The 23,537-nt window shown below is 34.4% G+C and carries 25 protein-coding genes and 1 other annotated feature; of the genes, 19 read left to right on the top strand and 6 right to left on the bottom strand.

The features are described from left to right. Positions 1–253: 253 nt before the first annotated feature. Both CRO45_RS02990 and CRO45_RS02985 read left to right on the top strand, forming a co-directional pair. Positions 254–520 carry an SRPBCC domain-containing protein gene (locus CRO45_RS02990; RefSeq protein WP_170949392.1) on the top strand — a complete coding sequence of 89 codons (267 nt, stop codon included), beginning with the start codon at positions 254–256 and terminating at the stop codon, positions 518–520. Between the two features lie 20 nt (positions 521–540). Beyond that, positions 541–738 (top strand): SRPBCC family protein, encoded by a 198-nt coding sequence (locus CRO45_RS02985; RefSeq protein ID WP_097148159.1) that lies wholly within the window; start codon positions 541–543, stop codon positions 736–738. Positions 739–775: 37 nt separating this feature from the next. Here CRO45_RS02985 and guaC read toward each other — a convergent pair whose 3' ends face one another. Continuing rightward, positions 776–1,759, bottom strand: coding sequence for a GMP reductase (guaC, locus tag CRO45_RS02980; protein WP_097148158.1), 984 nt, complete (start codon positions 1,757–1,759; stop codon positions 776–778). 330 nt (positions 1,760–2,089) lie between these two features. On the opposite strand from guaC, the gene CRO45_RS02975 reads away from it, so the two are divergent. The 5 genes from CRO45_RS02975 to CRO45_RS02955 all read left to right on the top strand — a co-directional run bounded on the left by CRO45_RS02975 (position 2,090) and on the right by CRO45_RS02955 (position 5,974). Then, on the top strand, positions 2,090–2,323 hold the full coding sequence (locus CRO45_RS02975; protein ID WP_097148157.1) for a hypothetical protein: 234 nt from the start codon (positions 2,090–2,092) through the stop codon (positions 2,321–2,323). Positions 2,324–2,414: 91 nt separating this feature from the next. Continuing rightward, positions 2,415–2,633 (top strand): hypothetical protein, encoded by a 219-nt coding sequence (locus tag CRO45_RS02970; RefSeq protein WP_097148156.1) that lies wholly within the window; start codon positions 2,415–2,417, stop codon positions 2,631–2,633. A 230-nt stretch (positions 2,634–2,863) separates the two neighbouring features. Continuing rightward, positions 2,864–4,159, top strand: coding sequence for an ammonium transporter (locus CRO45_RS02965; RefSeq protein ID WP_097148155.1), 1,296 nt, complete (start codon positions 2,864–2,866; stop codon positions 4,157–4,159). A gap of 95 nt (positions 4,160–4,254) precedes the next feature. Then, the gene (locus CRO45_RS02960; RefSeq protein WP_097148154.1) at positions 4,255–5,211 is read left to right on the top strand and encodes a DUF294 nucleotidyltransferase-like domain-containing protein; all 957 of its coding nucleotides are present in this window, start codon (positions 4,255–4,257) and stop codon (positions 5,209–5,211) included. Between the two features lie 40 nt (positions 5,212–5,251). Then, a complete protein-coding gene (locus CRO45_RS02955; protein WP_097148153.1) occupies positions 5,252–5,974 on the top strand; it encodes an exonuclease domain-containing protein in 723 nt (240 codons plus the stop codon). A 53-nt stretch (positions 5,975–6,027) separates the two neighbouring features. Here CRO45_RS02955 and CRO45_RS02950 read toward each other — a convergent pair whose 3' ends face one another. Next, positions 6,028–6,873, bottom strand: a complete 846-nt coding sequence (locus tag CRO45_RS02950) for a DegV family protein (RefSeq protein WP_097148152.1) — start codon at positions 6,871–6,873, stop codon at positions 6,028–6,030. A gap of 293 nt (positions 6,874–7,166) precedes the next feature. Between CRO45_RS02950 and CRO45_RS02945 the strand changes: the two genes are divergently transcribed. The 4 genes from CRO45_RS02945 to CRO45_RS02930 are packed head-to-tail and all read left to right on the top strand — an operon-like array spanning position 7,167 to position 10,645. Beyond that, complete coding sequence (locus tag CRO45_RS02945) at positions 7,167–7,865, top strand: GTP cyclohydrolase II (protein WP_408057107.1); 699 nt, start codon at positions 7,167–7,169, stop codon at positions 7,863–7,865. A 10-nt stretch (positions 7,866–7,875) separates the two neighbouring features. Further along, entirely contained in the window at positions 7,876–8,982 is a 1,107-nt protein-coding gene (gene ribD / locus CRO45_RS02940; protein WP_170949391.1) for a bifunctional diaminohydroxyphosphoribosylaminopyrimidine deaminase/5-amino-6-(5-phosphoribosylamino)uracil reductase RibD, read from the top strand. Positions 8,983–8,987: 5 nt separating this feature from the next. Next, positions 8,988–10,070, top strand: a complete 1,083-nt coding sequence (locus tag CRO45_RS02935; protein WP_097148150.1) for an FAD-dependent monooxygenase — start codon at positions 8,988–8,990, stop codon at positions 10,068–10,070. A 20-nt stretch (positions 10,071–10,090) separates the two neighbouring features. Next, positions 10,091–10,645, top strand: a complete 555-nt coding sequence (locus tag CRO45_RS02930; RefSeq protein ID WP_097148149.1) for a 5' nucleotidase, NT5C type — start codon at positions 10,091–10,093, stop codon at positions 10,643–10,645. Between the two features lie 33 nt (positions 10,646–10,678). Here the strand turns inward: CRO45_RS02930 and CRO45_RS02925 are convergent, their stop codons facing one another. Beyond that, positions 10,679–11,230, bottom strand: coding sequence for a biotin transporter BioY (locus CRO45_RS02925; protein ID WP_097148148.1), 552 nt, complete (start codon positions 11,228–11,230; stop codon positions 10,679–10,681). 140 nt (positions 11,231–11,370) lie between these two features. Between CRO45_RS02925 and CRO45_RS02920 the strand changes: the two genes are divergently transcribed. From CRO45_RS02920 to CRO45_RS02910, 3 genes are all read left to right on the top strand, one after another. After that, positions 11,371–12,609 (top strand): DNA polymerase IV, encoded by a 1,239-nt coding sequence (locus CRO45_RS02920; RefSeq protein ID WP_097148147.1) that lies wholly within the window; start codon positions 11,371–11,373, stop codon positions 12,607–12,609. A 50-nt stretch (positions 12,610–12,659) separates the two neighbouring features. Further along, on the top strand, positions 12,660–13,601 hold the full coding sequence (gene rnz / locus CRO45_RS02915; protein ID WP_097148146.1) for a ribonuclease Z: 942 nt from the start codon (positions 12,660–12,662) through the stop codon (positions 13,599–13,601). A 112-nt stretch (positions 13,602–13,713) separates the two neighbouring features. Beyond that, the gene (locus CRO45_RS02910) at positions 13,714–13,947 is read left to right on the top strand and encodes an acyl-phosphate glycerol 3-phosphate acyltransferase (protein WP_097148145.1); all 234 of its coding nucleotides are present in this window, start codon (positions 13,714–13,716) and stop codon (positions 13,945–13,947) included. Positions 13,948–14,382: 435 nt separating this feature from the next. Here CRO45_RS02910 and proC read toward each other — a convergent pair whose 3' ends face one another. After that, positions 14,383–15,189 (bottom strand): pyrroline-5-carboxylate reductase, encoded by an 807-nt coding sequence (proC, locus tag CRO45_RS02905; RefSeq protein ID WP_097148144.1) that lies wholly within the window; start codon positions 15,187–15,189, stop codon positions 14,383–14,385. A 68-nt stretch (positions 15,190–15,257) separates the two neighbouring features. Next, positions 15,258–15,475 (bottom strand) — a binding site (T-box leader). A 133-nt stretch (positions 15,476–15,608) separates the two neighbouring features. On the opposite strand from proC, the gene CRO45_RS02900 reads away from it, so the two are divergent. Further along, on the top strand, positions 15,609–16,550 hold the full coding sequence (locus tag CRO45_RS02900; RefSeq protein ID WP_097148143.1) for an MBL fold metallo-hydrolase: 942 nt from the start codon (positions 15,609–15,611) through the stop codon (positions 16,548–16,550). A gap of 89 nt (positions 16,551–16,639) precedes the next feature. On the opposite strand, the gene hmpA is transcribed toward CRO45_RS02900, so the two are convergent. Next, on the bottom strand, positions 16,640–17,809 hold the full coding sequence (gene hmpA / locus CRO45_RS02895; protein ID WP_097148142.1) for an NO-inducible flavohemoprotein: 1,170 nt from the start codon (positions 17,807–17,809) through the stop codon (positions 16,640–16,642). Positions 17,810–18,036: 227 nt separating this feature from the next. Here hmpA and CRO45_RS02890 point away from each other — a divergent pair, with 227 nt between their 5' ends. The 4 genes from CRO45_RS02890 to argH all read left to right on the top strand — a co-directional run bounded on the left by CRO45_RS02890 (position 18,037) and on the right by argH (position 22,107). Further along, on the top strand, positions 18,037–18,474 hold the full coding sequence (locus CRO45_RS02890) for an RrF2 family transcriptional regulator (protein ID WP_097148141.1): 438 nt from the start codon (positions 18,037–18,039) through the stop codon (positions 18,472–18,474). Positions 18,475–18,562: 88 nt separating this feature from the next. Then, complete coding sequence (locus tag CRO45_RS02885) at positions 18,563–19,315, top strand: SDR family NAD(P)-dependent oxidoreductase (protein ID WP_097148140.1); 753 nt, start codon at positions 18,563–18,565, stop codon at positions 19,313–19,315. 178 nt (positions 19,316–19,493) lie between these two features. Continuing rightward, positions 19,494–20,705 carry an argininosuccinate synthase gene (locus tag CRO45_RS02880; protein ID WP_097148139.1) on the top strand — a complete coding sequence of 404 codons (1,212 nt, stop codon included), beginning with the start codon at positions 19,494–19,496 and terminating at the stop codon, positions 20,703–20,705. 31 nt (positions 20,706–20,736) lie between these two features. Continuing rightward, the gene (gene argH, locus CRO45_RS02875; protein ID WP_097148138.1) at positions 20,737–22,107 is read left to right on the top strand and encodes an argininosuccinate lyase; all 1,371 of its coding nucleotides are present in this window, start codon (positions 20,737–20,739) and stop codon (positions 22,105–22,107) included. A 1,053-nt stretch (positions 22,108–23,160) separates the two neighbouring features. Here the strand turns inward: argH and CRO45_RS19975 are convergent. Then, positions 23,161–23,322, bottom strand: a complete 162-nt coding sequence (locus CRO45_RS19975; RefSeq protein WP_170949390.1) for a hypothetical protein — start codon at positions 23,320–23,322, stop codon at positions 23,161–23,163. Positions 23,323–23,537: the final 215 nt, after the last annotated feature.

Below are 23,537 nucleotides of genomic sequence, written 5' to 3'. Positions count from 1 at the left end.
GTTTTTTTCATCGATATTTTTATAAACTCCTTTTAATCAGTATCCGAAATAATCATAGGACATATTAATAATTAAGTGCAAATGCACATAATTCTTAATATGTCGTATCTGGATTACGCTTGATGGTCATTTTTTAATGATCCAAAAAGGACACTAAACTTCTTGATTTACAAACAAAACACTCTTCTTTTCATCGTTTAATGAAAAAATAGGGTAGAATGAAATAAATAATTATTCAATGGAGGAAACACAATTGACAATTGCAACATTAACTAAAAATGGAACGAAATTTACTGCAGAATATGTAAATGAATTTCATCAACCAACTGAAAAAGTATGGGATAGTATTACTAATAATGAACATTTTAAAAAATGGATGGCGCATTTGGAAATAGTCGATATGCGCAAAGATGGTAAAATGCTTTTCCATTATAATGATGGTTCTGATAAGTTCGAAGAAATGAAAATAACTGATTTTGAAGATCAATCGGTAATTGAGTTCGAGTGGGGAGAAGTATAGTCCGTTTTGAAGTTTTCCCTATGAATAACGGATCAAAATTAATAATGAAGGAATTCATAAATCAATTAACGGACCATACACCAAAAGATTTAGCTGGATGGCAAGTTTGCTTGATGCACTTAAGTAATGTTATAAATGATTCAACAATAGAAATTCCTGATAATGAGTGGGAAAAGTGGTATGAAGAATACAAGTCACTCGTTGAACAATATAAATAAAAAATGAGGAACTCTCTTTAAGGGTTCCTCATTTTTATTAATAGACTTTATCGCCGTTGAAAATAGAATTTTTTACAATAACGTAGTCAACTGTACGAATTGCCTCTAATTTATTTCCCCCTGCATAAGAAATAGAAGATTGTAAATCTTGCTCCATTTCAATTAATGTATCTTTTAATGAACCTTTATGTTCAACATACATTTTTTTACCTTCAACGTTTTTCTTTTCACCTTTTTGGAATTCAGATGCAGAACCGAAGTATTCTTTGTACATTTTACCATCTTTTACAACAGTTTGACCTGGAGATTCTTCATGACCTGCGAATAATGAACCAATCATTACCATTGAAGCTCCGAAACGTACAGATTTTGCAATATCTCCGTGTGTACGAATGCCACCATCAGCAATAATCGGTTTTGTAGCAGCTTTTGCACACCAGCGTAAGGCTGCTAGTTGCCATCCACCTGTACCAAATCCAGTTTTAATTTTTGTAATACATACTTTACCTGGTCCGATACCAACCTTTGTTGCATCTGCGCCAGCGTTTTCTAGTTCACGTACTGCTTCTGGTGTTCCAACGTTACCAGCAATAACAAAGCTTTGTGGTAAGTGAGTTTTAATATGTTTAATCATCGCAATTACATTATTTGAATGTCCGTGAGCAATGTCGATAGTGATAAATTCAGGCACTAGATCTTCAATTGCAAGTTGTTCGATAAATTTATATTCCTCTTCCTTAACTCCAACGCTAATTGATGCAATTAATTTTCTTGCATGCATATCTCTAATAAAATCAGCACGAGTTTCAGGATTAAAACGGTGCATAATATAGAAGTAACCATCTTCAGCTAATTGAATTGCAATTTTTTCATCAATAATAGTCTGCATATTTGCAGGTACAACAGGTAATTTAAATTTAAAGCCACCAAACATAACAGAAGTATCACATTCGGAACGACTGTTAACAATACATTTATTAGGAATCAATTGAATATCTTCGTAATCAAAAACGTTATCCATAAATACACACCTCAAAAAACGAATATTTTTAAATATTGGGCTCAAATTGTTCGCCCTTTGGTAATTTACCTTATTTCATATGCGATGTCAAAGTATTTTGCATAAAAAGTTTGTTTTTTAGTTTGTGCTTTGGAAATTAATTTATGTTTGTTATGGAATTATTGGTTTAATGGTATAAAGAATAGAGAGTATCAATCCAACAACAGTGGTTGAGATAAAGTATTCTACACTTTGGGTAAATTTGAGATGTTAGGTAAAGTCGCATGGTATATTTTGAAGAGCATAAATCAATTCTCTAATCGCAAAATAGTAGTAGGAGGAGATATATTTATGCCAAAGGATACACAAAACCAGCATGTCCAAGCTAGTCCTCATCCAGATGGAATACAAGAAAATGTAATTAATGATTCAACGGCATCCGCAGGAGATAAAATAAGTGTTTTCACATATTCGAAACAAAACGAAGAATTTGGGGTAGAAAAAAATCCCTATCACTTAAATCCGAAAAAAGATTTAATGATGGAGCGATTTGAAAAATTAATGAAAGGACATAAGAAAGAATAAACAATAAATAATTTTTCATTATTTAAAAAAAGGCAAACACACAGGCCCTCCAACCTACAAGTCATAAACTGTTAGGAAGGGGGGCTAATCTATGCAGGATAGGATAAAAGCGTTAATAGGTCAGCCAATCGGTGTTGCATTTAAAAATGGATTATCAATTTCCGGTGTACTATGTGAAGCAACAGATGATGAAATTGTTCTTATGGAATACGTATATCAATCAAAATTTAGACAAAAACATTACGACTTGGATTTGATCGATGGCATTTATATGTTCCCGAGCTACTTAACAGATCGATTATTGAATTAATTATATACTTAAAAAATGGCCACAAGTTTTTACTTGTGGCCATTTTTATTGTTGGTAAGGGATACAACCAAAATCAATGTCATTATTTCTTACATTAGATTAATATCATCGAATAATGATATTGACTGTATTTTCTGACAAGTTAAAATAAAACTATAAGAGTTGTGTAACATTTCATTACATAAAAATGGAGTATATGTTACACGGAGATCAAAGAAAGGAGAATGTTGATGGATGTAAATGCTGTTGTCGTATTAATGGATAACCTTTGGGTAGCTATGGGTGCAATTTTAGTTTTCTTTATGATTGGAGGATTTATTTTACTTGAAGCTGGTTCAACTAGAATGAAAAATGCAGGTCATATTGCAGGTAAGACTATTTTTACTGCAGGTATCGGAACAATTGTATTTTGGGCGGTAGGATATGGATTTATATATGGTGAAGGAAATGCCTTTATCGGTTTATCGAATTTCTTTTATGGTGATTATTCTGCTGCTGATGGAGGGTTAACTCCAGCTGTCGATTTTTCATTCCAAGTAATGTTCGCACTAGTTTCACTAACGATTGCTTTCGGAGGATTTGCTGAACGCGCTAAGTTATCGATCTATATTATATTTGCAGTGTTATTTTCAGCAGTTATATATCCGATTGTTGCACATTGGATTTGGGGTGGAGGATGGTTAGCTGAACATGGGAAACAAGACTTTGCTGGTTCCACTGTAGTTCACTTAACTGGCGCGATGGCTGCCCTTGCAGCAACGATGATTTTAAAACCGCGTATTGGTAAATATAACAAGGATGGCTCTTCAAACAATCTTTTAGGTCATAATCAAGTTTTCACTGCATTAGGTGTATTAATTCTTTGGGTAGGTTGGTTCGGATTCAACGGAGCTTCAACATTTGGAGTTTCAGATGGATTTTTAGGTTTCGTATTATTAAATACACAATTAGCAGCTGGTGCAGGTGCAATTGCAGCGATGTTTACTGTCTGGGCTGTAACAGGTAAAGCTGATATTCCTACTACATTAAATGGTGCACTAGCTGGTTTAGTTGCGATCACAGCTTCTTGTGGATTTGTTGAACCATGGGCTGCGGTAGTAATTGGTCTTATTGGAGGTATTATGGTCGTATTCTCTATGAAACTATTTGATAGACTGAAAATAGATGATCCAATTGCTGCTTTATCCGTTCACGGTACTGTAGGTGTTTGGGGTACTTTATCAAACGGTCTTTTCGCAGTCCCTGCATTATCAACTGAAATCGAATGGGGGCAAGCAGGACTTTTCTACGGAGGTGGGTTCGACCAATTAGGTGTTCAAGCATTAGGAGTTGTTGCATCAGGAGCTTTTGCATTCATCGTTTCATTTATTATTTTAAAAGCATTAGATATGATTATAGGACTTCGCGTCTCTGAGGAGGAGGAGATTATGGGTTTAGATATTAGTGAGCACGGAAGTTACGGTTATCCAGAACAAATGCAAGAAAAACATGCTAATTTAACGACAGCTGCCACGACAGAAAAATAATATAAAAGAAACATTGTTCATATATTAATAAATCGATAGGCTGTTTAGGAAGATTACCTTTCTAGCAGCCCTTTTTAAACTAAAGGATGTGAATCATGGAAACGTATGAATCTATAAAACATTGGAAGGATCAAAATATATCCTCATATCTTGATACGAATCAATCTTTAAATGATTTCCATGATCAAGTTATGAGCAAAGTATTAGACGTGGCAATGAAAAAGTTGTCAAAATACAATATTCCATGCGAGTTTACGTGGTTTATAACTGGAAGTGGTGGGAGACTAGAGCAAGGTATAGTAAGTGACCAGGATCATGGAATTATTTATGCTAAGTCAGACATAGAAAGTGATGCATATTTTTTAGCGCTTGGTAAGGAGATTTCTGTTGGATTGAACATTGTAGGCTATCCTTATTGTAAAGGCAATATTATGAGTTCCAATCCTGTTTGGTGTAAATCATTTGTTCAGTGGGAACGACAACTATTTAATTGGATGGCAGACGAAAGTTGGGAGAGTATAAGGTATTTGCAAATTTTCTATGATGCAAGGGAGCTTTATGGTAATACCAATTATATACAAGAGTTGAAATATAGTATTTACCAATATCAAATTGAACATCCAAGTCTATTACATAGGATTGTAGCTAATATAAAACACGTTAGAAATGCAATCGGTCCTTTAGGGCAAATAATGATAGAACAGCATGGGAAATTCCAAGGGGGTATTAATTTAAAGTACGCTGCATTTATTCCATATGTTAACTCTATTAGACTACTTGCAATTAAGGAAGGCATTTTAGAATGCTCTACGCTGCAACGTATAGAAGTTCTGAATGGAATGGAAATATACGGAAATGTTCTGGAAGGTTGCGAGAGTAATTTTTCCAATTTATTAAACTATCGTATGACATTCTTAAATGGTGCAAGTTATGATGATACCCATTATCTGAATGTGAGATTACTAACAAATGAACAAAAAAAGGAAATAAAACGAATTTTAAAAGATGGAAAAAGTCTTCATGATCAAGTGATAGCTCAAGTATTACAATGATATAAAATTTTGTAATTTTAAATAATGAAGGGTGTATTTTATGGCATTTGAACCATTTTTAAAGATTTTTAAAGGAATACAATCGAGACAATCGTTAATTGGAATAAGTGAAACACAAAACCTACAACAAATGGCTTATTTAAGAAATTTACAACAACAAATGTTAAATGAAAATGTAATGTACGTACCATTAGATGAACTAAAAGTTGTTGTATTCGATATTGAAACTACAGGGTTTTATCCTGAAAGAGGAGATAGAATTCTATCAATTGGTGCTACTAAAATGCATGGTAAAAAAATATTGGAACAGGAACTATACTATTCTTTAGTTTTTTCAGACCTGCCTGTTCCTAAAGAGGTTGAAGAATTAACAGGGATAACTGCTGAAGACACTAAAGTAGCCTCTCCATTATCTGATGTATTGATAAAATTCTTTCAATTTATCGGAAACACCCCCCTTGTTGCTCACCACTCGAATCATGAAAGAAGTTTTATGCAACATTTTTGTAATAAACTTTTTAAAACATCATTTAAGCATCGTATTGTTGACACCTCATTCTTATTAAAAATAGTGGAACCAAATTTTCAAAAATACACGCTCGATGAATTATGTAATTACCATCATATACCCATTGAAAATCGACATCATGCACTAGGTGATGCTAAAATGACAGCGGAAATTTGGGGTATTTACATTGATAAAGTCCAGATGTTGGGCTGTAAAACATTACATGATGTATATCACCGATTTGCAAGTTTATAACGATTAAAAAAGGTTCACACATTTAATGTGGAACCTTTATATTTTGTATTACTTTACTTGCGTAACCAACTTAACCCGATAGTACCTTCACCAGCATGAACAGCAATAGCTGAACTAAATGGGTAAATTAAAAATTTTATACTTGGATAAAGGTGTCGAAGTTCACCTTTCCAGATTTCTGCTTCTTCTTCGTTATTACAATGGACAATTGCAACTTCATCAATTAAAAAACGGTTTAAATCAGTATTTAAAAAATCAATTAAATAATTTTTTGCCTTTTTCATCGTTCGAACTTTATTTTTTAGTAGAACTAATCCACCTTCAAATGAAAGAATTAATTTTAATTGTAATAAGTTTCCGAGAAATGCTGCAATTCCAGGAACTCTACCACTTTTTTGGAGTTGCGTGAGGTTATATGGTATACCAGTTAAAACAAATTGATCTGCCATGCTCTCCATTTTTTGAACTATTGTTTCTACTAATGTCCCTTCAGCTTCTAACTGTTTTCCATATTCTATTAATTTTTTCATTGGATAAGAGATATTTTTAGAATCGATTGGATATACTTTGAAATCTGCTAATTTTGCAGCAGTATACGCACTTTCAAGTGTATTCGATAGTTTCTTTGAAGGGTGTACTGCAATAGCACATGTATAGCCTTCCGATTTCAAACGTTTATATAAGTCAACGGATTCACCAATGACAGGTTGTGATGTTGTTGGATTTTTTGACGTTCTTAATTTCATATAAAATTCTTCTAACGATATATCCACTGATTCTCTCAATGGACCTTCATCGAGAATAACTACGATTGGCACTACATAAATATTATTTTTCACAATAAACTCTTCATCTAACATGGCTGAAGTATCTGTCACCCATGCTATTTTTTCTTTCATTACTCATCACCAACTTTCACGCATTTCTTTAGAACGAATTACTGTATCTAACGGTAAACATACTTTATAATTGTTATTTCTAGTATGTTCTTCTATTGTATTATTTTATGACATATTGGATATTCATCATAGGTAAAAAATATATGTATACATACAATGGTTTGACGCATTTTCTTTATTATTGTAAACTAGGTTACGAAAAGTAAGTAATGAATATACAGCTGAAAATGAATGGGTGATGTCTTATGAAAAATGTTATTTTGAAAAATAAAAAAGAAATATTATTAAATAAAATGAAAATCGTACAGTATAAAGAACAACAAACTATTTGCATAGTTGGACCTGTTAAACTACCAGTTAAACAAGGAGATTTCGAGACTACATTTCAATGGTACACATGGCTAACTGTTGATGGTCAAAAAACAAAAGAAGATATACTTGATTTAATAGTGAATGAAAATCTGGCTTCAAAACAACAATCTTCTGTATTAGTATATGGTGATTTTACAAATGGTGATGATGCAATCATCCGTATGCACAGCATTTGCCATACTGGCGATATATTTGGTAGTCAACGTTGTGATTGTGGATACCAATTACATGAATCGATGAAAATGGTTAAAGAACACGGTTGTGGAGCTGTATTCTACTTAGCAAACCACGAAGGTCGTGGAATTGGATTGTTTTCAAAATCATTAGCATACTTATTACAAGAAGAAGGCTATGATACTGTTGAAGCAAATGAAGCGCTAGGCTTTGAAGACGATACACGATCATATGAAGAAGCTATTCAAGTGTTAGAGGCTTTAAGAGAAAAACCTGTTACATTAATTACGAACAATCCAAACAAACTAGCAGCATTAAAAAATCACGGATTACTGGCAGAAAAACATATTTCAATTTGGGGTGGTTTAACGGAGACAAATCGCCTTTATTTAAGTACAAAAATCGAAAAATCAGGACATATTACTGATACTAAAATTAGTGTGTGAGTAGGTGCGCATGTTGAAAACAGATAGAGATTATATGCAATTAGCATTGGATTTAGCAGCTTCTGCATTAGGTAATACAAATCCTAATCCTGTTGTTGGAGCAGTGTTAGTAAAGAATGGTGTAATTGTTGGAACAGGGTTACACCGAAAAGCGGGAGAACCTCATGCAGAGGTGCATGCTTTTAATATGGCTGGAGAACATGCAGAAGGGGCTACCCTTTATGTTACTTTAGAGCCGTGTTCGCATTTTGGTAAAACACCACCTTGTGCTAATTTAGTGGTGAAGTCAAAAGTCGCTCGCGTTGTCGTAGCTACAAGGGATCCTAACCCAGAGGTTGCAGGACGAGGGATTCGTTTAATCGAAGATGCAGGCATTAAAGTTGATGTTGGTGTACTAGAAGAGGAAGCTTTAAAGCTTAATGAGCGTTTTATCCATAACATGTTAACGAGCCGTCCTTTCGTAATTTCAAAATTTGCTATGACTTTAGACGGTAAAATTGCAACACAAAATGGTCACTCTAAATGGATAAGTGGAGAAGAAGCTAGAAGCCATGTTCATGAAATTCGTAATAAGGTAGATGCAATTTTAGTTGGCATCGGAACAGTAATTGCAGATGATCCTCAGTTGACTACTCGTTTAAAAACTTATGATGGAAAAAATCCAATTCGAGTAATTCTGGATAGTCAATTACGAATTCCATTAGAGGCAAAAGTGTTAAATACAACCGAGGCTAAAACGATCATTGTTACATCTACTTCTAATGTTGACTCAGAGAAAGTGGAAACTCTTCAAAATAAGGGAGTTACCATTCTTTTTGTCGAGAAAAAAGCAAATAGATTAAATTTAGAGCAAATGTTAGATGAATTATATAAACTTGGGATTACAGACATATTAGTTGAAGGTGGGGGAGAAGTAAATGCTTCTTTCCTAAGAGAAGGATTAATAAATAAATACCTCGTTTACATTGCACCTAAAGTGCTAGGTGGTAAAAATTCGAAAACACCTTTCTTAGGTGAAGATTTACAGTCAATGGATGAGGCAATTGAACTTAACTTCGAATCCTATGAACAATTAGGACAAGACTTATATGTAGTAGCTTATCCAAAGAAAAGGTGAAATCAGTGAATTATAAAACGGATGTATGTATTGTTGGCGCAGGACCTGGTGGAGCATTGCTTGCATATTTATTAGCCAAACAAAATGTATCTGTCATACTTATTGAACGCCATCAAAAAATAGCGAAAGCTTTTCGTGGAGAACATTTAAACGAGGAAGGCGAAGCGATTCTAAAAAAACACGGTTTGTTTTCTAAAGTAGAAGAGTTAGGAATGCTTGCGATGGAATCCCTTGAATATTGGGAAAATGGAAAGTTGTTGAAGAAAATACAGCCTGACCCAAAAGTAGGTCACCTTGGAATTCATGTGCCACAAGCGCATCTTTTACAAGTTTTAATTGAAGAAGCAAAACAGTACCCTAACTTTACACTTTTGACGAATACAAAGGTTGTTGATTTGTTAGTTAACGAACAAAATAATATTTATGGTGTAAAAGCATTGAATGAAGGGAAAGAACTGTCAATAGAATGCGGTTTAACAGTTGGAGCGGATGGGCGTTATTCTACAGTGAGAAAGAAAGCGGGCATTGAAGTTAGTAAAAGAAAACACGGTTATGACTTACTTTGGGCAAGAATTCCTGCACCACCTGGTTGGGAGCCATCTATTAAAATGGCATTAATTGATGGCTTTCAGCTTTCTCTATTTACCCAAGCAAAAGGCTATGTTCAAATAGGCTGGAATATTGAAGAGGGATCTTTCCCAGAATTACGTAAACAACCATTTACACCTTTTATAGATAAATTAATTATGGCTTTTCCTATTTTAGAGCAATCTGTAAAAGAAAATATTCAGTCATGGAATGATTTTGTTCTTCTTGATGTTCATAGTAACTTTAGTGAAAATTGGGGAGGAAATGGTGTTGCATTCGTTGGTGACGCCGTACATACTATGACCCCTACAGGTGCATTTGGCTTAAATAGTGCGATGAAAGATGCTGATTGTTTAGCACAAATCATTACACCTGAAGAAATAAATAAATTAGACTTAATTAATTGTGAAACGGAACGAAAAAGGGAAATTGAACGATTACAAGCGATTCAAATTGAAAAGGAACAAAGCTTCGCTACGCAATTCGTCATTTATTCATAAAATATAAGGGTAGTGATAAAGTGAGATTTGGATTTGACATTGATGATACGCTCATTAATTTAAGGGAGCATGCCTTCCATATATATAATAAGAAATTAAACCGCAACGTTGGACTTGAAGTGTTCCGACAATTAAGAACAGTGGAAATTCACGAAGCCTTCGGAATGGATAAAGTTGAAGGTGGAAAAATGTGGACAAGCTTACTTGAAGAAATATACTTTACAGATTGTCCAGCGTTTGATGGTGCTATACAATTTTTAAATCAATTACAAGCTGATGGTCATGAAATCTTTTATATTACTTCACGACCTAAAGAATATTGTCCCAGAACGAAAGAATGGGTTAAGAAAATAGGTTTCCCTGTAAAAGATGAACATTTCTTTTGTGGAATGCAGGACGATGAAAAAATAAATATTATTAAAGATTTACAATTGGATTATTATTTTGATGATAAACCTGCAGTATTAAAAACTTTAAATGATATTACTACTAAAGTTTTTGTGAAAGATCAGTCTTACAATGAACATGTTACAATTCCAAGAGTGACTGATTGGACTACTTTTCGAGTTGAATAAAAAAGCGAGCTTAAATGCTCGCTTTTTCTATGTTTATGCGTATTTCGGAAGCAATCTTGCGCTCATTAAACGATTACGAACAAGAATACCTAACCATGCTGCTGCAACAGCTTTAACAATTCCTAATACGATAAATGGTGCAACTCCGCCCATAAATGCCGCTTCCCAAGAAATACTCATAGCGACCTTTAACCATGCTGTACCAAAGGCTAAAGTGACAACCATACCTATTAAGTTAGAAATAATTGCATGAACATAATTGTAGCCTAATTTATCCATATATAATCCTTGAATAAATGCTTGTGCAGCAAAACCTATAATATATCCTCCAGTTGGTCCAACAAGAATACCAAGTCCTCCTGACATGCTTGAGAATACTGGCATTCCAACTGCTCCTAGAAGAATATAGACCAATACAGCCAACGTACCATATTTTGTACCTAAGATTGTAACAACTAATCCTACCGCTAACGTTTGTCCTGTTATTGGAACACCAAAAGGTAACGGTATAGATACTTGGGCAAGTACTGCGATAATTGCTGCTGCAAAGGCTGTGATTACATACATTTGTGTTCTAGATTTCATCTTAATAACCCCTTTGCGTTAACCTATACTCTATTAAAGTTTACACAAATGAGATTATTATAGATTTAATTTTTTGTCAATAAGATTTTTTATAAAAAAAGGATTTTGTGATACTATTTTAAGGAAGAGAGGTGGAAATAATGGGATCGGTACGTATCATATTTCATGTTGATATGAATAGTTTTTATGCTTCAGTTGAACAAGCATATAATCCTGACCTTAAAGGAAAAGCGGTTGCGATTGCAGGTAATCCTAAAGAAAGACGTGGAATTATTGTTACAAGTTCATACGAAGCGAGAGCAAAAGGTATCTATACAACGATGAATGTAGGAGAGGCGCTCCGAAAATGTCCTGATCTAATTGTTTTACCACCAGACTTTCCAAAGTATCGAATTGCTTCAAAAGCAATGTTTTCTATATTAAGTGAATACACGGAAATTGTAGAACCAGTTTCAATTGACGAGGGTTATATAGATATTACAGCGCTTTCAAAGGAAAGGCATCCACTTGAGCTTGCAAAAGAAATTCAACTACGCATTTTACATGAATTAGATTTACCTTGTTCAATCGGAATTGCCCCAAATAAATTTCTGGCAAAAACCGCCTCAGATATGAAAAAACCAATGGGAATTACAGTACTTAGGAAAAGAGATGTACCTACTAAACTATGGCCATTACCAGTCATTGAAATGCATGGAGTCGGGGAAAGTACATCCAAAAAATTAGCATCATTAAAAATATATACAATCGGTGATTTAGCGAATGCAAATGAAGGGCTTTTAAAAGAGGAACTTGGGAAGAATGGAGTTAGATTGCGAGAACGTGCAAATGGAAATGATGTGCGGAAAGTAGACCCAGATTCCATTTATGATACGAAAAGTGTAGGAAACTCTACAACTTTACCATATGACGAAACGGATATTGAAAAATTAGAAGAAACCTTTGAACGTTTAGCCGATAAAGTAGCAGAGAGGTTAGCGGTTAAGAAACTATGTGGGACGACTGTCAGTATTCAAATACGGGATGCAGATTGGAACAACCATACTCGGAGTAAAACTTTACAAAATCCTATTTATTTAAAAAATGATATATGTGATGAAGCTATTAATTTATTTCATAAAGCATGGGATGGAGCACCCATTCGCTTATTAGGAATTACTGTTTCAAATGTTAAAGATATAACAAACGTTCCAGTCCAACTAACCTTTGATAATTATGAACAGTATGCAAAAGATGAACCAATTTACGATGTTATAGATGATATTGAGAAGAAATTTGGGAAAGGCTTTATTCAAAGAGGAATTAGTGTTGAAAAGAAATCAACCTATGCGTCAAAAACAAGTTTTAGTAAGGACTTTTTAGAAGACTTAAAAGATTAATAAATAAAGTTTTATTTATTTTAGAAATATATATAGAACGTGGTGTGAATATGCAGTTACAATTTTTAGGAACCGGTGCAGGTATGCCTTCAAAAGAAAGGAATACGAGTGCACTTGCATTAAAATTATTAGAAGAACGAGGTACAATTTGGCTATTTGATTGTGGTGAAGCGACACAACATCAAATTTTGCATACAACCATTCGGCCAAGAAAAATCGAAAAGATATTTATTACCCATTTACATGGTGACCATATTTTTGGTCTTCCAGGATTATTAAGTTCAAGATCCTTTTTAGGTGGAGAGGATACATTAACGATATATGGCCCTAAAGGATTACGAGAATGGGTCCAATTTTCTTTTGAGATATCAAATACACATATTACTTATGCAATCGAATATGTGGAAATAGAAGAAGGGGTTATTTTTGAAGATGATCAATTTATCGTCACTGCTATGGAGCTGGAGCATGTTATACAGTGTTTTGGATTTCGAATCGAGCAAAAGGCATTACCTGGTGAACTTTTAATCGATAAAGCAAGAGAGCTTGGAGTTCCAAAAGGTCCATTATTAGGGAAATTAAAAAATGGAGAAGATATTACATTAGAAAATGGACAGGTTATTTTAAGTAAAGAGGTAACTTCACCGCCTAAAAGAGGGTTTGTTGTAACGATTTTAGGGGATACAAGAGTATGTGAAAATTCTAAATTACTAAGTCGTGAAGCTGATATTGTAGTTCACGAAGCAACATTCGACCACACTACAGCTAGTCACGCTGCGAATTATGGTCATTCTACGAATGTTGAAGCAGCACAAATTGCAAAAGAAGCTGGTTCAAATTATTTAATTTTAAATCATATTAGTGCTCGATTTTTACCTTCGGATATCCAAACATTGTTATTAGAAGCAAAAGAAATTTTCCCTAATTCTTATATAGTAAATGATTTTAATCAGTTTAGTTGGAAAAACAATACGCTAATTAAAGAAGATTAGTAAAAAGGTAACTTGAAGATTGAATTTCAAGTTACCTTTTATAGTAAATGTAGAAAAAAATAGAATTAACGAGTAGTTTTATAGTAGAATGTAGAAAAGGGGAGGGGTATTCATGAATAATGAAACAAAGATTAATCCAGCGCTTTTAAGACTACTCGTCATATTTCCTAATGTATTAAGTTATTTTTTATTATTTGGGTTAATAATTTATATTGCTACAAATTTCAAAGGGTTACAAGCTGCAGGAGCTTTAAATATATGGTTAATCATTACCGCGGTTTTGGCGCCAATGGCCATATACACTACATATTCAATTGTTAAAAGAATAAAGGCTGGAACATTATAATAAAGGTTCGGATTATAGGTTTCTAGCTTCATTAAATATGCTGTTTCACTTATGGTTTTCCTTTGCGAGACAATTTAGGGTGTTTTTTTGAACTGTCTCGTATTTCGGGGGTTACGAGACAGAAATGGTTGTTTTTCCGATAAAGTGTCTCGTATTTCGGATTTACGAGACAGAATTGGGTATTTTTCTGATAAACTGTCCCGTACTTAGGGTTTACGAGACAGAATTGGGTATTTTTCTGATAAACTGTCCCGTACTTAGGGTTTACGAGACAGAATTGGGTGTCTTTTCGAAAAACTGTCCTGTATTACGGATTTACGAGACAAAATTGGCTGTTTTTCTGAAAAATTGTCTCGTATTCCAGACTTACGTGCCAGAATTCAGTCTTACATTTGAAAATCATCCTGTATAACTACCTATTTGTTTTAGCGTGCATTATTCACTTTTAGCCAATTCACGAGATCTTGCTTCTGCACTTTTAATACATTCAAATATCGCTTCACTGAATTGATGGTCTTCTAAAGCACGAATACCTGCTTCAGTTGTTCCTCCAGGGCTTGTAACTTTACGTCTTAACTCATTTGGTTCTTCCTTAACTCGATCAAGCATCGCTGCTGAACCTGCGATAGTTTGCACCATCAGTTTCCGTACAGTTTCCTTAGGTAAACCAAACTCCGTTCCAGCTTTTTCAAATGCCTCCATCATATAGTACAAATATGCAGGACCACTTCCTGATAATGCTGTAACTGCATGAAGTTTATCTTCTTCTACTTCAATTACAATCCCAATTGCATCTAGCATTTTCATAAATTGTTTCTTTTGTTTTTCCGTTACGTATTCATTAAAGGCAATCCCACTAGCGGACATTCCAATAGTAGCTGACGTATTAGGCATTACACGGGCAATTGATCTTTTGCCAAGAATATCACTAACCGTGTCCATAGCGATTCCTGCCATAACCGTTAAAATCGGTGTATTTTCAGCGATGTAAGGTTTAATAGCCTTCATAGCCGATTTACCATCCTTTGGTTTAACAACTAATACGATTAAATCCGCATCAATCAATTGATCCTTATTTTGTAGAACTTCAACATTATATTTCGTACTTAAGTAATCCAATCTCTCAAAATTGGAACGATTTGTTACATAAATATTGTTTGCTTCTATCACTTCTTGTTCAATCCAACCTTGGATTATTGCTTCTGCCATAGCACCTGCACCAACAAAAACAATTTTCTGCATAACAATCCCTCCATCTAATAGTGTTTGCTTTTCTGAGTATAAAAAAAATGCATTTTTCATCCTTAATAATTAAGGACGAAAAATGCATAGTAATTTCCGCGGTACCACCTTAGTTCGCCAAAAATAATGGCACAACTTGAATCCTTTTTATCGCAAAGGTCACGGTTATGTTGTCATAACTACTCAGAAGTAGGTTCAACGAATTCGAGTGGGTATGCTAATTGCACCATCTATAGCACTCTCTTTTACCATCGATTCATTTACTTGGCTTCATCATCGTATTGAATATTTGAATTATGCAAATTATATGCACTAAATGAAAATATGTCAACTTTTAAATTGGACGGAATATTAAAAAGGGAGTAAAATGAATAGTGATTCAGTTTTGTTAACGTTTTTTTATTTTAGGGGGATTTGTAATGGATATACATAAAATTGTCATTCCTACGCCTTATGATATAGGCGATGTGAATGCGTTCTTAGTAAAAGGGGAAGCATTATCATTGTTTGATGCTGGACCAAAGACGAAAGAAGCTTATGAGGCACTTAAAGAGGGAATTAGTGCTGCAGGATATAACATGAATGATATTGAACAGGTGGTATTGACACATCATCATCCGGATCATGCAGGTTGGGGTGATGCCTTTCCAAATGCAAAAATTTTAGGGCATGAATACGTTGATCAATTTTTACGAAAAAGTCCTGAGTTTCTAGAATACCGTAATGAATTTTATCGTTACCATTTAAAAAGAAATGGAATACCAGAAATTTTTATTGAAAAGTATCTAGAAAATCGAAAAGAAATGAATTATTTTGGATCAAACCCTTTAACCCATTGTCTGAAAGAGGGGGATGAGGTTCCAGGTCATCCAGGTATGAAAGTCGTTTATACACCAGGTCATGCGCAAAGTCATTTTATTTTTCATGATGAGAAAACAAATTCTGTTATTGGAGGAGATTTACTTCTAGATAGTGTAGCTTCAAATCCGTTAATCGAGCCCCCAATAGATTTAAGTTACTCCCGTCCAAAAGCATTATTGCAATACCGAGATTCTTTAATTAAGCTTAGAGATCTTCGTGTCAATAAGGTTTATGCTGGGCACGGGAATGATATTGACAACGTTTCGGAGTTAATTAACCTCAGACTTCAAAGAGACTATTTGAGAGCAAAACAAGTATACGAACTACTTAATGAACCAAAAACAGTTATTGAAATAACTAAGTCATTATATTCAACAATATATAAAACTCAACTTGGATTAACTTTATCTAAAGCAATTGGTTATTTAGATCTTTTAGAAAGTAAAGGAATGGTCACTGCTCAGTTAGTTGACGATATTAATGTTTTTTCCAGAACATAAAAAAGACCCCAAATTATTGGATGGTGGCCAATTATTTGGGGTAAAATTTATGTTAGGAATGGATGTTAAAATTAAATTACAAGTATTAATTAAGCATGTGATAATGCTTTTAAAGTCATTGCCGGACCAAAGAATTCATAGTGAATTTTTTCATTAGGAATATTTAAGTCCTTAGCGATTGAGATAACTGTTTCTAAGAATGGTGTTGGTCCACAAACGTAAAGTTCTGTGTTTTCTTTTACGTAAGGAGCTAACACTTCTTTTGTGATGTAGCCTTCAGAATCAGAATAGAACGCTCTGTATGTGCCGTTTAATTCGCTCACTTTGTTTTCAATTTGCTCTTGGAAAGCGATTACATTTTCGTTGCGAGCTGTGTGAACAAATGTAACATCACGACCAGATTCGATTGATTGTAACATTGTGTTTAACGGAGTAACTCCGATACCACCGCTTACAAATAATACAGGGTTGTCCGAAGATTCTAAAGTAAATAAACCAGCTGGAGCACTTACTTCAATTGTGTCGCCTTCATTCACATTGTTGTGAAGGTAATTAGAAATAACACCTTTTGGATCACAAGCATCTTCACGTTTTACAGAAATGCGGAATTCGTTCGAATTTGATGGTTGTGATAACGTATAGTGACGATTAGCGATATATTCTTCACCCGGTGCTTTTGCACGTACTGTAATATATTGACCTGGTTCAAATGGTGGTAAAGTAGAACCGTCTTCTGGTACTAAATAGAATGAAGTAATTTCTGGATTTTCCGTTAGCTTTTTAGCAACTTTAAATGGTTTGAATAATCGCCATCCTCCATTAGCCTCAGCTTTTTGGTAAAGATCTTCTTCCACAGAGATAAATACATCTGCAATTACTCCATATGCATTTGCCCATGCTCCGATAATATCATCAGTTGCAGCATCTCCAAGTACCTCTTTAATTGCTTTAAGTAAATTTTCTCCAACAATTGAATAATGTTCAGGAAGAATACCTAATGCACGGTGTTTGTGTGCGATTTGCATAACTACAGGTACGATTGGTTCAAGGTTGTCAATATATTTTGCTGCAGCTAAAACTGTGTTTGCTAAAGCAGTTTGTTGACGACCTCTTTGTTGGTTTGCTTTGTTAAAAATGTTTAGTAATTCTGGATGTTCATTAAACATGTTTTGATAGAAAGTTTTTGTAATTGTCACGCCATGTTGTTCTAATACAGGTACAGTTGATTTCACAATATCGATAGTTTGTTGAGATAACATAATAACACGTCCTTTCTAATGCCAATATACTCCTCGTATTTTTTTAAAGCAATATAGAAAATACATCTTTAACAAAACAGTCACAAATAAGTATTCGAAATACATCTTTAACAAAATTGACACAATGTAATATTTAGAATACATCTTTTAAAATGGTAAAATAATATGTCATATTTAAATAAAATTAATAATGATGATATAATGTATTCAGAAAGTGTGGTGTTACTATGCGCTTAACATTATATACAGACTATTCATTAAGAACTTTGCTATATCTCGGTGTAAAAGGTACTGAAAAGTTAACAACCATCCAAGAAATTGCAGATGCTTACCATATATCTAAAAATCATTTAATGAAGGTAACTTATGATCTTAGTCAACACGGATATATTGAAACAATCCGTGGTCGTGGTGGAGGTATTCGACTTGCTATAGATCCAAAAGATATATCCATAGGGCAAGTGGTACGCCAAACAGAAGAGGATTTCCATCTTGTTGAGTGTTTTAGTTCGGAAAATAATTTGTGTAGGATTTCACCTGCCTGTCAGTTAAAAAATGCATTAAGTGAAGCATTAAAGGCTTATTTAAATGTATTAGACCAATATACATTGGCAGACTTTTTGACTTCAAAAGATGAATTGTTTAATTTACTAAATATGAAATAGGCTAAAATTAGAAGGGTATAGAAATTGTCTATATCCTTTTTTCTATGTGGCTATAAAAGTATGGTTTTTTAAGAAAGGAACATACAATATGAAGAGTGGTAAAGTTATCTTTGTGACGGGGGCAACTAGCGGAATTGGTCGACTAATAACAGAATTGTGTATTAGGGAAGGACATACCGTATATGCAACTGGTCGAAATGAACCATCCCTTGAAATGTTAAGTAAACTAGGTGCAAATGTATTTCAAGCCGACTTAACTAAAAAAGAGGATATCGTAAAAGTTTGCAACTCACTTCCACCAATTGATGTTGCAATTATGAATGCAGGTTTAGGTATTTTTCAAAATGCCTTTGATCTATTAGATGAAGAAATCGATTCGATGATTGATGTGAATGTAAAAGCACCTATTTTATTAACAAGTAGATTAGCTAAAAATATGGTTGCAAGAAATTCGGGGCATATTATATTTATTGGATCACAAGCAGGTAAAGTCGCAACTAAAAAAGCAAGTGTTTATGCAGCTTCTAAACATGCAGTTACAGGATTTGCTAATGGACTCCGATTGGAACTTGAATCTTATAATGTGAAAGTAACTGCAATTTATCCTGGACCAATTGACACGCCGTTTTTACAAAAAGCTGATTCTACTAATACATACCGTGAAACAATCAAAAAATTTCTATTAAAACCAGATAAGGTTGCAGCCTGCGTTGTTAAATGCATTGAACATCCAGTTCGGGAAGTAAATTTACCGAAAGTATTAGGAATAACAAGCAAATTATATGCAATCGCACCACGGTTTGTAGAAAGAGTAGGAAAAGGGTTTTTTAATAAAAAATAATAATCCTTCGAGTAGAGCCAATTATGCTTATTAAGTATTGGTTTCTGCTCATTTTTTGAATTGTCTTTTAATAATAAAAATTCACTTGTTTTTATTTTTATAACATGGTACTATTCGTGTATAAACTTTTAATTAATTGTATAAAAATACAGACAAGAATTAACGGAGGCAATATATTATGGCAAACAAAAAAGTTGTATTAGCATATTCTGGAGGTCTTGATACATCAGTAGCAATTCCTTGGTTAAAAGAACAAGGTTGGGATGTTATTGCAGTATGTTTAGATGTTGGTGAAGGTAAAGATCTTGAATTTATTAAAAATAAAGCACTTCAAGTAGGTGCAGTTGAATCATATATGGTTGATGCAAAAGATGAGTTTGCTGAAGATTATGCACTTATTTCTTTACAAGGTCACACATGGTATGAACAAAAATACCCACTTGTTTCTGCATTATCTCGTCCATTGATTTCTAAAAAATTAGTGGAAATTGCAAACCAAGTTGGTGCGGATGCAGTTGCTCATGGTTGTACTGGTAAAGGGAACGACCAAGTTCGTTTCGAAGTATCAATTAAAGCATTAAATCCTGATTTAGAAGTACTAGCTCCAGTTCGTGAATGGGGATGGAGTCGTGACGAGGAAATCGAATACGCTGCAAAACATGGTGTTCCAATTCCTGCAACAATTGATTCACCATTCTCAATCGACCAAAACCTTTGGGGCCGTGCTAACGAAGCAGGCGTAATGGAAGATCCTTGGGTAGCTCCACCAGAAGAAGCTTACGGATTAACTGTTTCAATCGAAAACGCACCAGATACACCAGAATATATTGAAATTGAGTTCGTTGAAGGTAAACCAGTTTCAATCAATGGTGAAGAAATGAAACTTGCTGATCTTATTCAAGAGTTAAATAAAATTGCGGGTGCTCATGGTATCGGACGTATCGACCATGTTGAGAACCGTCTAGTTGGTATTAAATCTCGTGAAGTTTACGAAATTCCAGGTGCTAAAGTGTTATTAACAGCTCATAAAGAGTTAGAAGATATTACTTTAGTTAAAGAATTAGCACACTTTAAACCTATTATTGAGCAAAAGCTTTCTGAAATTATTTATGAAGGTTTATGGTTCAACCCAATCCGTACAGCACTTGAAGCATTCTTAAAAGAAACACAAAAATATGTAAACGGTACAGTTCGCGTGAAATTATATAAAGGTCATGCAATTGTTGAAGGACGTAAATCACCAAACTCTCTATACTCTGAAGAGTTAGCGACTTATTCAAAAGCTGATAAATTCAACCATAACTCAGCGGTTGGTTTCATTGAATTATGGGGTCTTCCAACAGTTGTAGCAGCTGAAGTTGCAAAAAACACAGATAAAGTTACAAAATAATTCGCTAGATCGAAAGTAAGTAGGTGTCATTATGACAAAATTATGGGGTGGCCGCTTCCAAAAATCAGCTGAAAGCTGGGTAGATGAATTTGGCGCATCAATTGGTTTTGACCAACAGTTAGTAATGGAAGATATTGAAGGTAGTGTTGCACACGTAACAATGTTAGGCGCGCAAGAGATTTTGTCTACTGAAGATGTAGAGAAAATCCTTGGCGGTTTAGCAGAGCTAAAAACGAAAGCAGAGGCTGGAGAGCTCGAGTTTAGTGTAGCAAATGAAGATATCCATTTAAATTTAGAAAAAATGTTAACGGATTTAATCGGCCCAGTTGGAGGAAAACTCCATACTGGCCGAAGCCGTAACGACCAAGTAGCAACAGACATGCATTTATTTTTGAAAAAGCGTGTCGTAGAAGTGGTTAATTTAATCAATGTATTCCAAAAAACGATTTTAGAAAAAGCTGAGCAACATGTTGAAACGATTGCACCAGGATATACACATTTACAACGTGCTCAACCAATCAGTTTTGCTCACCATTTAATGGCATATTTCTGGATGTTACAGAGAGATAAAGAACGTTTCTCTGAATCGATGAAACGTATTGACATTCTGCCATTGGGTGCTGGAGCGATGGCTGGGACGACTTTCCCAATTGATCGATTAAAATCTGCTGAATTACTTGGATTCAGCAAAGTTTATGAAAATTCAATGGATGCAGTAAGTGATCGTGATTTTATCGTTGAATTTTTATCAAATTCAAGTTTATTAATGACTCATTTATCTCGTTTTGCAGAAGAAATTATTATTTGGTCTACAGATGAGTTTAAATTTATTGAATTAGACGATGCATTTTCTACTGGTTCGTCAATTATGCCGCAAAAGAAAAACCCAGATATGGCGGAATTAATTCGCGGTAAAACTGGCCGTGTTTATGGAAACTTAATGGGCTTATTAACAGTGTTAAAGGGTACACCGTTAACGTATAACAAAGATATGCAGGAAGATAAAGAAGGCATGTTTGATACAGTTCATACAATCCTTGGTTCTTTGAAAATCTTTGAAGGCATGGTTCGTACGATGAAAGTAAATGAAGAAAGATTACATCAAGCAGTACATAGTGATTTTTCTAATGCAACAGAGTTAGCGGATTACCTTGCTACTAAAGGCATGCCATTCCGTGAAGCTCATGAAGTTACTGGGAAACTAGTATTTACTTGTATTCAAAGAGGAATTTATTTATTAGATTTACCTCTTGAAGATATGAAAGCCGAAAGCGATTTACTCGAAGAAGATGTATATGATGTTTTACGTCCGGAAGCTGCTGTACGTAGACGTCATTCATTAGGCGGTACAGGATTTGACCAAGTACGCCTTCAAATCGAGAAAGCGAAGCAATTGATTTAATTGCTAAATATTAAGACTGCTATTAATGTAGTACAGGGATGCTCAATAGCTGTCGATCTTTACTCTATATACTAGAGGGTAAATAGAGAAAGTAAAACTTTATAAGAATTGATAAAGTTCAAAACCGTCTCGGGGTCGCGAGGCGGTTTTTTGTTGAGTAGATGACTATTCATAGATATCAGGGTGGGAATTAAATGAACAGGCTTTTCTTTTATAGTGCATCTAGACTCTAATGAAGCGTATGAGGGACATTTGAGGTTGAAAATCGTTCTGAAATGTCTTTCATAAAGGTGATGAAGGACATCTGGGATTGAAAATCGTTCTGAAATGTCTTTCATAAAGGTGATGAGGGACATTTGAGGTTGAAAATCGTTCTGAAATGTCTTTCATAATGGGGATGAAGGACATTTGAGGTTGAAAATCGTTCTGAAATGTCTTTCATAATGGGGATGAAGGACATTTGAGGTTGAAAATCGTTCTGAAATGTCTTTCATAAAGGGGATGAAGGACATTTGGGATTGAAAATCGTTCTGAAATGTCTTTCATAATGGGGATGAAGGACATTTGGGATTGAAAATCATTTCGATATGTCTTTGATAACTCTTCTAAAAGACAAAAGGACGATGAAAATAGGGAGAATTGTCTTTGATAACCCTTATAAAAGACAAAAGAGTTATAAAACTAGTACCAATTGTCCTTAATAGCCCCTATAAAAGACAAAAGACGCCTAAAACTAACACCAACTGTCTTTAATAGCCCCTATAAAAGACAAAAGACGCCTAAAACTAGCACCAACTGTCTTTAATAGCCCCTATAAAAGACAAAAGACGCCTAAAACTAACACCAACTGTCTTTAATAGCCCCTATAAAAGACAAAAGACGCCTAAAACTAACACCAACTGTCTTTAATAACCCCTATAAAAGACAAAAGACGCCTAAAACTAGCACCAATAGTCTTTGATAGCCTTTTTAAAAGACAAAAGAGAGATAAAGTTAGCACGAACTGTCTTTTATCACTTCCGCATTCATGACTATTGTCAATTCCTGAAAAAATCATTCCACTTCAATAATAAATCCACAAGAACTGTCTCCTGCCGTCCCTGTGCCATTATCATCCCATCTTCCGAAATATAAATAATAGTAAGACCCTTTTTCAGAAGGTGCTTTGAATGTAGTACCATCTATTTGTACCAATTGACTTTCTTGTAGATCCATTGATTCTATACTTAATTCTTGTTCAGCTAGGATACGACTGATTTTTAGTGAAACAGTCTCATTAGGGAAACCTTTATTATATCAACTTCTGTAATCATCTCAAATGGGGAAGCCATGTCAACACATTTTGAGGTGTTGCCATTTCGCCAACAGTAAGAACCTTGTCTAGTTGGATACTCAATGTTGTTTACTACTACTTCTAAACTGGGGGGTAA

This window comes from Ureibacillus acetophenoni (assembly GCF_900220965.1).
Taxonomy (GTDB): domain Bacteria; phylum Bacillota; class Bacilli; order Bacillales_A; family Planococcaceae; genus Ureibacillus; species Ureibacillus acetophenoni.
This window is presented reverse-complemented; position numbering and strand designations above follow the sequence as displayed.